Raw genomic sequence first — 11968 nt, 5'->3', positions numbered from 1 at the left:
GGGCAGCAGCGCAGCTGCCATGGATGGTTATGCCGGCGACCTTGCCGCAGGTAGAGGAGTTCTCATGTTCATGAAGCTTGCCCGCACCATCGACCGCCTCAACGAGGCCATTGCCCATGCCGTAGGCTGGGCCTTGCTGGCCGCCGTGATTATCTGCACCGGCAATGCGCTGATGCGCTACAGCCTTAACATCAGTTCCAATGCGTGGCTGGAAATCCAGTGGTATCTGTTTTCCGCCATGTTCCTGCTGGCCTCCGCCTATACCCTCAAGCGCGACGAACATGTGCGCATCGACGTCATCACCAGCCGCTTTTCGCGCCGCACGCAGGTGTGGATAGACTTGCTGGGCTTGGTCCTGTTCCTGCTGCCGATTGCGCTGCTGATCCTCTACTACGGCACGCCGTATGCGCTGCTGTCACTGCAGAGCGGCGAAATGTCGCCCAATGCCGGCGGCCTGATCGTCTGGCCGGCCAAGCTGCTGGTGCCGCTGGGCTTTCTGCTGCTGGTGCTGCAGACGCTGGCCGAAATCATCAAGCGCATCGCCTTCCTGGCCGGACGCATAGACGATAGCAGCTTTACCCGCGCGGCCCACAGCCCGCAGGAAGAAATTGCCGCCATCAAGGCAGCCAACCAGCTCGATTAATCCGCCCGCTCCACCCATCGCTCATAAAGGAAGTCCATGGAAGCATTCCTGACGGCGAATCTCGCCCCCATCATGTTTGCCGTACTGGTGCTGTTCCTGCTGTCGGGCTTCCCGGTGGCGTTTGCACTGGCGGCCAACGGCCTGTGTTTCGGCCTGCTGGGGATAGAACTGGGGCTGCTGAAACCGGAACTGCTGCAGGCCCTGCCCAACCGTATCTTCGGCATCATGGCCAACGATACCCTGCTGGCGATACCTTTCTTCACCTTCATGGGGCTGATACTGGAACGGTCAGGGATGGCGGAAGACCTGCTCGACACCATAGGCCAGCTGTTCGGTCCTATCCGTGGCGGCGTGGCCTATGCCGTGATTTTCGTCGGCGCCCTGTTAGCGGCCACCACCGGCGTGGTGGCCGCCTCGGTCATTTCGATGGGACTGATCTCGCTGCCCGTGATGCTGCGCTACGGTTACGACCGCAAACTGGCGGCCGGCGTGATTGCCGCTTCCGGTACGCTGGCCCAGATCATTCCGCCCTCGCTGGTGCTGATCGTGATGGCCGACCAGCTGGGCCGCTCGGTGGGCGATATGTACCGCGCCGCGTTTGCACCCGGCCTGCTGCTGACCGCCCTGTATGCCGGCTATGTGCTGGCGCTGTCCATTTTCAAACCTGCCGCAGTGCCGGCCCTGCCGCTGGAAGCGCGCAACCTGCGCCAGCCCAACGGCGATAGCGGCGTGCGCTCGCTACTGGTACTGGTGCTGGGCGCCGCTGCCGCGGCATGGCTGTTTGCCCGTTACTGGGGCGAGCGCCATCCGGCCATGGCCAGCGACGAACTGGGCATCGCCGCCGCTGCCGTCGGCATCATCGGCGCTTTCGCCTTCGCACTGCTGAACCGCCAGCTGAAACTGGGCCTGCTGTCGCGCATGGCGGAAAAAGTGGTGTTCGTGATGGTGCCGCCGCTGGCGCTGATTTTCCTCGTGCTGGGCACCATCTTCATCGGACTGGCCACGCCCACGGAAGGCGGCGGCATGGGCGCCATGGGTGCGCTGCTGCTAGCCCTGTTCAACCGCCGCCTGACGCTGGACCTGACGCGCCAGGCCATGCACAGCACTACCCGTCTGTCCTGCTTCGTGGTGTTCATCCTGATCGGCTCTACCGTGTTCTCGCTGGTATTCCGCGGTGTGAATGGCGATCTGTGGGTGGAGCACCTGCTGTCGGCCCTGCCCGGCGGCAGCACCGGCTTCCTGATCGTGGTGAATCTGCTGTTCTTCGCGCTGGCCTTCTTCCTCGATTTCTTCGAGCTGGCTTTCATACTGGTGCCGCTGGTGGGGCCGGTGGCCGACAAGCTGGGCATCGATCTGATCTGGTTCGGCGTGCTGCTGGGGGTGAATATGCAGACCTCCTTCATGCACCCGCCGTTCGGCTTTGCACTGTTCTATCTGCGCTCGGTGGCGCCCAAAGAAGTCAAGACCAGCGATATCTACTGGGGCGCCATACCGTTCGTGCTGATCCAGATATTGATGGTGGCGCTGATTATCGGTTTCCCGCAGCTCGTCACGGTCGGCAAGAAGGTGGATATGAAAGAGCAGCTGGAACTGCGGCTCGACAACCCGGTGCCGGCTGGCGAAGAGCGCAAGGATGGCGAACCGCCTCAGCTGAACTTCTCCACCGACGAAGAAAAGAAATAGCCGCAGTTTCAGTATCAGTATCAGGCCTGGGTCTGCGCCAGCAGCGTGTAGGCCGCTGCCGTCTGACCCGGTTCCATCAGCAGTGTCAACTCGGTGTAGGTGCAGATCAGATTAACCAGCTGTATCTGCTCCCATGCCAGCTGGCTGAGTATGGACTGGTAGATGCCGGGGCCGCAGCGCTGACCGCCATTGAAGTGCAGGGTCAGCGCCGTCAGGCCATCCTGACGGGCGCGCAGGCACTGGCCGGCAAACACTTCTTCAACCACGGGCTGCGCGCTGCGGTTGCAGATCACCATCAGCTCATTCACGCCGCGCGTCACCATCACGAAAGCCGAGTCCATCACGGCCATACGTTCCAGTAACTGGCGATGGCCAGCGGCCAGCGTATCGGAATGGCGGTAGGTATATTCGCTCAGATCGGTGCGCGTGGTCAGTTCGCCTGTCTTCTGTCCCGGCGCTGCTGCGGGCCGGTCCACTGCCGGCAGGCGCTTGGTCACGCGCCGCAGCGCCATCACCACGGCAGCCTGCCCTACCGGCTTCCACAGATCGGTTTCCAGCTGCGGCTGCAACTGGCGCGCCAGTTCTGATAGGTTGATCAGATTACGCCGCAAGCCCTCCACCAGAAACTGGGAATCCATGACAATGCGTTCAACCCTGGCTGCAACCGAAAGCATATCCACTCCCCGGCCCGCGCCGGCGCGAACCTCTATCGTATAAAAAACTTGCTGTCCCGCTTCATGCGGGGCCCTGACGGACTGAACCGGCGCACGCCATTTTAAGTCCCATGTTTCCGGATCTGCAAGCGTGCATGGACGCGCTTGCAGATCACCTGTTGTGTAGCCACCAGAAGCACAAGAGCTGAGCTAACAGCGATTGACGCAACTCAAGACACCTTCATTTCTTTACTCGACACAGCGAATTTCTGGTAGCGCAAGCACAATCGCGCCCGAAAGCAAGCCCTTATGCCTGCAGGGAATAGTCCGATTTGGAACAACGCGCAAGACCTGACTATTTTTCGATTTTTTTTGACTTTGCTGCAAGCAAAGGAATAGTGTCGCGCCACCTGCTAACCAGCATGAATCAATGCGCAGCACAGCACGCGCTGCCCGCCTGCAGGGATGAAGAGTCGACCATTAACCGCGTATCCATGGAGAAGAGATGAATCTACCTAAGACTGTACTCGCTGCCTCTATCGTTGCAAGCTTGCCCGTTCTGGCACTGCCATCCGCCAGCATGGCAAACCAGCTTATGTCCGCTCCCGTGGCCAAGGCCACGCCCGAGGAAAATCAGGGCCTGCTGGCCCAGTTAATGGCACGCGATGCCGACAGCGGCCTGACCGCCTCACACAGTATGCGTATCGACAGCCAGCATCCCGGCCTGAATGGCGAAAAAATCGTCCGCCTCCAGCACACCTATGCCGGCCTGCCTATTTTCGGTTCGGAGTCTGTAGTGCTCACCGACAGCAGCGGCAAGATACTCAGCACCTCCGTGGCCGACCGCCGCACTGCGCTGGACGGCCCCACACCCGAGCAGGCTGACAGTACCGGGCGTGCTTCCCGCCCCACCGCCTTCGACACCACACCCGCCATCAGCAGCGCCGACGCGATTAACCAGCTGGTACAGACGCTGGCGCCAGCCGGCGTGCACCGCTGGGCGCCGCGCGCCGAGCTGATGATCTATCCGGTGATGAAAACCGTGCGCATTGCCAGCGCCGCCGGCAAGACAGAAAAATCGCTCAATGCGCTCGATCTGGAAGAGCAGATAGACCATTACGAGCTGGCTTACTACGTCCAGCTGCGCATGGCCAGCGAAGGCAAGCCGCTCTACTACGACGTCATCGTGAATGCCACAACAGGCGCTGTGCTGGCACGCTGGAAGGCACTGAAAACCGTGGTCGGCACCGGCAACAGCCAGTACAACGGCGCAGTGCCCATCAATACCAGCCAGACCGGCAACACCTACCAGATGCTGGACAGCTCGCGCGGTACGGGCGGGAAATTCGGCGGCATGGCCATCACCAATGCCAACCACAGTTCCGCCAATTCGCCCAGTCCCGGCAGCATCTACACCAATAGCAGCAATACCTGGGGTGACGGCAAACAGTACGTTGCGGGCGGCAGCACCACCAACGCCAACGGCCAGACTGCCGCTGTCAACGCCTTGTGGGGCCTGATGAATACCTATGACACGCTGAAAAATGCGCTAGGCTGGCATTCCCTCGACGGCAACAACACGGCCACCTATATTGCGGCCCACGTGGACAACAACTACGACAATGCCTTCTACGACGATGATTGCAAGTGCATGTACATCGGCGATGGCTCCAGCTTTAACAGCCTGGGTGCCATCGACGTGATCGGCCATGAGATGTCGCACGGCGTCACCGCATCCACCGCCAATCTGGTCTACTCCGGCGAATCCGGCGGCCTGAACGAATCCAACTCCGATATCGGCGGCGAAATGGTGGAAGCCTATGCACGCGCGGGGGGCAGCGGCAGCGTGATTCCTGCCAGCGGCAATGACTGGATGATGGGCAAAGAAATCAGCAAGACGGGCCAGCCGCTGCGCTGGATGTACAAGCCCAGCAAAGATGGCAGCAGCCCGGACGCCTGGAGCAGCAGCCTGAAAAATCTGGACGTGCACTACACCAGCGGCCCTAACAACCGCATGTTCTACTTCCTGTCGCAAGGTTCCAGCGCCAGTAGCACGAGCGACTACTACTCGAAATTTCTGGTCAAGAGCCCTGCCGCCATGACCGGCATCGGCAGCGACAAAGCCTACCGTATCTGGTTCCTTGCCCTGACCACCAAGTTCACTTCCACCACCAATTACGCCGATGCGCGCAGCAAGGTGCTGGCGGCCGCACAGGAACTGTATGGCACCGGCTCGCGTGAAGCCATCGCCGTGCAGCGCGCCTATGCAGCAATCAATGTGGGCAGCGACATCGATGAAGCGGGTGGCGGCGGGTCGGTGGCCATCACCACACAGCCGGCCAGCATCAGCGTGGCGGCCGGTGCCAGCGCCAGCTTCAGCGTTGCCGCCGCGGGCGGCACGCCGCCCTACACCTACCAGTGGTACCGCAATGACGCCGCGATCAGTGGCGCGACCGCGGCAAGCTATTCCTTCCCGGCGCAGGCGGGCGACGATGGCGCGGTGTTCTACGCCACCATACGTGATGCCTCGTCGCCGCCACAGAGCGTGAGCTCGGCCCGGGCCAACCTCAGCGTCGGCAGCAGCGCCGTGAAAGAGCGGGTGAGCAATGGCGGCTTCGAAGCCGGCGCCACCGGCTGGAGCGGCACCACAGGGGTCATCGGCAGCTTCAGCGGCCAGAGCGCCTTTGAGGGGAGCAAGTACGCGTGGCTGGGCGGGAATGGCCGCAGCACTACCGAGACCCTGAGCCAGGCGCTGACCATACCCGGCGACGCCAGCAGCGCCACGCTGAGTTTTGCCCTGCATATCGACACCGCCGAATCTGGCAGCAAGGCATATGACAAGATGATAGTGGCCATCAAAAACAGCAGCGGGACGACGCTGGCCACGCTAGCCTCGTATTCCAACACGGACGCAGCCAGCGGCTACCAGACGCGCAGCTTCAACCTGCTGCCTTACAAGGGTCAGACGGTGACGCTGTCGTTCAGCATGACGGAAGACTCTACGCTGCAGACATCGTTCGTGCTCGACAAGGTCAGCCTGCTCACCCAGTAAGCGAAAGCGCGGCCGTGCCTGCAAAGGGCCGGCCGCTACCGGCGCAGCGCCAGCGCTAAGCGCCAACTTGTTGATATGCGACAGAACCCTGAGCGCCGTGCCGATCTAGCGTGATCTATCCGCCCCACGGAAGCGGCGCCATCAGCCGATGTGCGCCGGACATGCTGATCGAAGGAGACCATGATGAAGCTACACTACCGGCGCGCGATGTGCGCCATGCTCGCTGCCGCCTTCAGCGCTCACGGCGCTGGTGCCCAGATGATGGGACAACCCATCACCACACTCACGCCGCAGCAAAGCGGCACCCTGCTGACCCGCCTCGCCGCCATGGATGCGGCGCAGGGCTTGCCGCCCGAACTGAGCGTGCGCCTCGCCAGCCAGCATCCGGGCGCGGCCGGACAGAAAATTGTGCGTACCCAGCACACCTACAAGGGACTGCGCATCTTTGGCTCGGAGTCGGTGGTGGTGACGGATACGGTGGGCAGCGTGGTCGGCATCACCACCACGGACCGCCGCGTAGGGCCCGGTAACAGTCTGGCGCCGCTGGCCGTAGCGCCGACGGTACCGGCCATCAGCGCCGCCGACGCGATCCGCATTGCCGCCAATTCGGTGGCACCGCGCGGCACGGACCGCTGGCCGCCCAGCGCCGAGCTGCTGATCTTTCCGATAGCCCGCAGCGTGCGCGTTCCGGCAGCGCAAAGCAAACAGGAGATCGAACTCAATGCCGCCGATCTGCAGGAAGTGATAGAGCGCTATGCGCTAGCCTATTACGTCAAAACCCGCATGGCGCAGGATAACAAGCCGGTGTACTACGACACCATCGTCGATGCCAATACGGGCGCCATACTGGCCCAGTGGCCTGCGCTGAAGACCGTAGTCGGCAGCGGCAACAGCCAGTACAACGGCGTGGTACCGATCAATACCAGCGCCGTCGCCGGCGGTTTCCAGATGCTCGATACCACGCGCGGCAAGGGCGGCAGATACGGCGGCATGGCCATCACCAATGCCAATCACAGTTCGGCCGACAACCCTGACCCCGGCAGCATCTACACCAATAGCAGCAACACCTGGGGCGACGGCAAGCAGTATGTGAACGGTGGCAGCACCACCAGCGCCAACGGCCAGACTGCCGCGGTCAATGCCCTGTGGGGGCTGATGAATACCTATGACGCCAACCGCAACGCGCTGGGCTGGCATTCGCTCGATGGCAACAACACCGCCACCTATATCGCCGCCCATGTCGACACCAGCTACGACAATGCGTTTTACGACGACAGCTGCAAATGCATGTACATCGGCGATGGCAGCCATTTCAACAGTCTGGGCGCCATCGACGTGATCGGCCACGAAATGTCGCATGGCGTCACCGCTGCCACGGCTGATCTGGTGTATGCGGCCGAGTCGGGCGGCCTGAACGAATCGAATTCCGATATCGGCGGCGAGATGGTGGAAGCCTACGCGCGTGCTGGCGGCACCGGCAACCTCATTCCCGCCAGCGGCAATGACTGGATGATGGGTACGGAGATCAGCAAGACCGGCCAGCCGCTGCGCTGGATGTACCGCCCGAGCAAGGATGGCAGCAGTCCCGATGCGTGGAGCAGTTCGCTCAAATTCCTCGACGTGCATTATTCCAGCGGCCCGAATAACCGCATGTTCTACTTCCTGGCGCAAGGCTCCAAGGCTGATCCTGCCTCGGACTTCTACAGCAAATTCCTGACCCGTACACCGGCCGCCATGCACGGCATAGGCAGCGACAAGGCGTATCGCATCTGGTTCAAGGCGCTCACCACCAAATTCACCTCCACCACCGGCTATGCCGATGCGCGGACCAAGGTGCTGGAAGCGGCGCAGGAGCTGTATGGCGCCAACTCGAAGGAAGCCATCGCCGTGCAGCGGGCCTATGCAGCGATCAACGTCGGCGCCGATGTCGACGAAACCGGCGCCAGTGACGGCGGCGGCCAGCAAAGCATGGAACGCATCGTCAATGGTGGCTTCGAAGACGGCATAACGGGCTGGAATGGCAATACAGCCACCATAGGCAGCGATCCCGCGCAGGCGGCGTTCGAAGGCACACGCTATGCCCGCATGGGCGGTCAGGGCCGCACCACCAATCAGACACTGACGCAGAGCGTCAGCATACCGGCCGGTGCCACGCGGGCCGTGCTGAGCTTTGCCACGCATATCGAAACGGAGGAAGTCCATGCCGTGGCCTATGACCAGCTTACCGTCACGTTCAAGGATAGTGCGGGCAAGGTAGTGCGTACACTAGCGCGCTACAGCAACAAAGATGCGACTGCGGGTTACCAGATACGCAGCTTCGACGTGCTGGCGCAAAAGGGCAAGACGCTAACACTCAGTTTTGCCATGCACGAGGATAGTTCCAAGCCCACTTACTTCGTCATCGACAAAGTTAGCCTGCTGGCCGAGTAGAGGGAAATCCGCATCACAGGCCGATGCCGAAATCGGCATACCAAAAATGCCAGCAAGGCTTGCGGTTACTGGCTTGCTGGCATAAAGCTGATATCATCCCCGCCTGACGCTTACCGGCGTTCTACTCAGCGATCTAACTCAGGGATATAAAAATGACCATAGGTGGAAAAACCATCGAAGAGGCGCTGGCCTCCCTGTCGGACATGACGGCGGGCGCTGTCCCCATCGGCAAAGACGAACACCTGCAGCGCATCGCCAAGGCGCAGGCCTATATGCAAGCGCAGGGCGTCGCCGCCATCTACATCAATGCTGGCGCCAATCTGATGTACTTCACCGGCACGCGCTGGTATCCGAGCGAACGCATGGTGGGCGCTATTTTGCCGGCCAGCGGCGCGGTCGAATACATTGCCCCCGCTTTTGAAGAAAGTACGCTGAAAGACTTCATGCTGGTGGAGGGCCGCGTCAACACCTGGCACGAGCACGAGAGCCCCTACCAGCTGTTCGTCGATACGCTGCAGCGCATGGGCATTGCACCGGCCGCAGGTGCTGCCGCGCCGCGCATCGGTATCTGCGAGAGTGCCGCCTTCTTCATCTACGACGGCATCCGCCCGCTGGCAGAAGGCTACACGCTGGAAAACGCACGCAAGGTGACAGCGCACTGCCGCACGCGCAAATCAGCAAATGAAATCGCCCTGATGCAGCGCGCCAAGGACATGACGCTGGCCGTGCATGTGGCCACCGCCAGCATCCTGCGGGAGGGGATCACCACCACCGAGGTGGAAGAATTTATCAACCTCGCGCATCGCAAGGTGGGTGCTTCCGGTTCGTATTTCGTAATCGTGCTGTTTGGTGTAGCCACGGCCTACCCGCATGGCGTGAGCTATGTGCAAACGTTGCGCCAAGGCGACACCGTGCTGATCGACACAGGCTGCAAACTGCACAACTACATTTCCGACATCACCCGCACCTATGTGTACGGTACGCCGAGCGAGCGTCAGCGCTCCGTGTGGAACAGCGAGAAGGCTGCCCAGCAGGCGGCTTTCAATGCTGCGCAACTGGGTGTGCCATGCGAGGAAGTGGATGCGGCGGCGCGCCGTTCGCTGGAAGCAGACGGTTTTGGCCCCGGCTACAAGCTACCGGGACTGCCGCACCGTACCGGCCATGGCATCGGTCTCGACATCCACGAATGGCCGTATCTGGTGGGTGGCGACAAGACGCCGCTCGATGTGGGCATGTGCTTCTCGAACGAGCCGATGATCTGCATACCGGGCGAATTCGGCGTGCGCCATGAAGACCATTTCTACATGACCGAGAACGGTCCGAAATGGTTCACCGAACCGGCACACAGCATCGATGATCCGTTCGGTCTGAATAAGTAGGCCAGCGCAAATTGTGCAGCAGTGCCCGTTAAGGCACGTGCTGCACGCCTCATCAAGCGGCCTAGTGCCGCTTCATCACCAGCGTCAGAATGTCGTAACTGGCTACCAGTTCGTCGTTCTGGTTGGTGACCTGCACATCCCACGCTACCACGCCCTGACCTATGCCCTTGTCGTCGGTACGGTTGCGGTCCACCTTGCGCTTGCAGGTCAGACGGGCGCGGATGGTATCGCCGATGGCTACCGGCGTAATAAAGCGCAGATTATCCAGACCGTAGTTGGCCAGCACCGGCCCCGGTGCCGGCGAAACGAACAGGCCCGCAGCGGCGGACAGCACGAAATAGCCGTGGGCGATGCGCTTGCCGAACTGGGTGTCTTTGGCGGCAATCTCGTCGAAGTGCATGTAGAAATAATCGCCCGACACGCCGCCGAAATTGACGATGTCGGCTTCGCTGACGGTACGGCGGTGGGTCAGCAGCGAGTCGCCCATGTTCAGGTCTTCGAAATATTTGCGGAACGGGTGCTGCTCGCTTTCCTGCACCCTGGCGCCACGCACGTATTCCCCCGTAACGGCGGCCAGCATGGTGGGGGAGCCTTGTACGGCAGCGCGCTGCAGGAAATGACGTACGGCGCGGATGCCGCCCAGTTCTTCGCCGCCACCGGCGCGGCCCGGGCCGCCGTGTTTCAGCTGGGGCAGCGGCGAACCGTGGCCGGTGGAATCGACCGCGGCTTCCCGCTCCAGTATCAGCACGCGGCCATGCGAGGCTGCGGCCATCGGCACGGCATACGCGGCGGTGGCGGGATCGCGCGTTACCAGCGTGGACACCAGCGAACCGCGGCCACGCGCCGCCAGCATCATGGCCTGTTCGATACCGTTGTAGCTGATGATGGTGCTGACCGGGCCGAAGGCTTCCACGTCGTGCACGGCGTCGTTACGCATGCCGTCGCGGCACAGCAGCAGCGTGGGCGCATGGAATGCGCCTTCGCTGACGCCCTCGCCGACAGGATGGAAGCCATCGCGCTCGCCGAACAGTACTTCGTTACCCTGTGCCAGCAAGGCCACGCGTTCAGCCACATCGCGCTGCTGATCTTTCGATGCCAGCGCGCCCATGCGCACACCTTCCACCGATGGATCACCCACGCTGACCTTGGCCAGCCGTTCGCGCAGGCGCGTGCCGACTGCGTCAACCAGCGCTTGCGGCACTAATATGCGGCGGATGGCGGTACATTTCTGGCCCGCCTTGCCCGTCATTTCGCGCGCCACTTCTTTGATGAAGAGATCGAACTCCGCATCGTCCGGCGTGACATCGGGTGCCAGAATTGCGCAGTTGAGCGAATCGGCTTCCGCCGTGAAGGACACGGAATTGGCGATCAGGTTACGGTGTGCGCGCAATTTGGCCGCTGTATCTGCCGACCCGGTAAAGGTCACTACATCGGCGCCATTGACGCGCTCCAGCAGATCGCCGGTCGAACCTATCACCAGCTGCAGCGCGCCTTCCGGCAGCAGGCCGGATTCATGCATCATGCGCACCAGCGCTTCGGTCAGGTAGCTGGTGGCCGTGGCAGGCTTGCCTATGCATGGCATGGCAGCCAGAAAACTCGGCGCAAACTTTTCCAGCAGGCCCCAGATCGGGAAGTTGAACGCGTTGATGTGCACAGCGAGACCGCCGCGCGGCACCAGTATGTGGGTACCGGCGAAGCCACCGCTTTTACCCAGCGCCATGGCCGGCCCCTCGTGCAGCACGTTCGAGGATGGCAGTTCGCGGCTGCCCATGCTGGCATAGGCGAACAGGGTGCCGGTGCCGCCTTCGATATCGACCCAGCTATCGGCGCGGGTGGCGCCGGTCAGGTGGGAAATGGCATACAGTTCTTCCTTGCGGCCCAGCAGATACAGTGCCAGTGCCTTGAGGCGTGCGGCGCGCTGCTGGAAATCCATCTGCATCAGCGCCGGCACGCCGGTCTTGCGGGCGTAGGTAACGGCTTCATCGAAATCGATCTGCTCGGCGTGGGTGTGATAGATCAGCGCATTGTTCAAGGCTCCGCGCAGGGGTAGGGCAGCCTCGCTGCCGATCCAGCGCCCGCCGATAAAGCTTTGCAGGGTTGCTACTTGTGTCATCGTGTGTCTCCGTTT

Annotated in this window: 7 protein-coding genes; 5 read left to right on the top strand and 2 right to left on the bottom strand. The window is 61.9% G+C overall.

What is annotated here, in order from left to right; genetic code table 11:
* Positions 1 to 70 precede the first annotated feature (70 nt).
* Both GTP27_RS13210 and GTP27_RS13205 read left to right on the top strand, forming a co-directional pair.
* Complete coding sequence (locus tag GTP27_RS13210) at positions 71 to 643, top strand: TRAP transporter small permease subunit (protein WP_161039737.1); 573 nt, start codon at positions 71 to 73, stop codon at positions 641 to 643.
* A gap of 36 nt (positions 644 to 679) precedes the next feature.
* Positions 680 to 2326, top strand: coding sequence for a TRAP transporter large permease (locus GTP27_RS13205; protein WP_161039641.1), 1647 nt, complete (start codon positions 680 to 682; stop codon positions 2324 to 2326).
* A gap of 20 nt (positions 2327 to 2346) precedes the next feature.
* Here GTP27_RS13205 and GTP27_RS13200 read toward each other — a convergent pair whose 3' ends face one another.
* Positions 2347 to 2964, bottom strand: coding sequence for a hypothetical protein (locus tag GTP27_RS13200; protein WP_229633808.1), 618 nt, complete (start codon positions 2962 to 2964; stop codon positions 2347 to 2349).
* A gap of 520 nt (positions 2965 to 3484) precedes the next feature.
* Between GTP27_RS13200 and GTP27_RS13195 the strand changes: the two genes are divergently transcribed.
* The 3 genes from GTP27_RS13195 (at position 3485) to GTP27_RS13185 (ending at position 9840) form a co-directional block, all read left to right on the top strand.
* Positions 3485 to 6031, top strand: a complete 2547-nt coding sequence (locus tag GTP27_RS13195; RefSeq protein ID WP_161039639.1) for a M4 family metallopeptidase — start codon at positions 3485 to 3487, stop codon at positions 6029 to 6031.
* Between the two features lie 183 nt (positions 6032 to 6214).
* On the top strand, positions 6215 to 8461 hold the full coding sequence (locus tag GTP27_RS13190) for a M4 family metallopeptidase (protein ID WP_371865925.1): 2247 nt from the start codon (positions 6215 to 6217) through the stop codon (positions 8459 to 8461).
* A gap of 152 nt (positions 8462 to 8613) precedes the next feature.
* On the top strand, positions 8614 to 9840 hold the full coding sequence (locus GTP27_RS13185; protein ID WP_161039638.1) for a M24 family metallopeptidase: 1227 nt from the start codon (positions 8614 to 8616) through the stop codon (positions 9838 to 9840).
* A gap of 61 nt (positions 9841 to 9901) precedes the next feature.
* On the opposite strand, the gene paaZ is transcribed toward GTP27_RS13185, so the two are convergent.
* Positions 9902 to 11953 (bottom strand): phenylacetic acid degradation bifunctional protein PaaZ, encoded by a 2052-nt coding sequence (paaZ, locus tag GTP27_RS13180; RefSeq protein WP_161039637.1) that lies wholly within the window; start codon positions 11951 to 11953, stop codon positions 9902 to 9904.
* Positions 11954 to 11968: the final 15 nt, after the last annotated feature.

It is taken from the genome of Duganella qianjiadongensis (assembly GCF_009857915.1).
GTDB lineage: Bacteria > Pseudomonadota > Gammaproteobacteria > Burkholderiales > Burkholderiaceae_D > Rugamonas > Rugamonas qianjiadongensis.
Note: the sequence above shows the minus strand (reverse complement) of the source record. Positions and strands in the feature narration are given on the sequence as shown.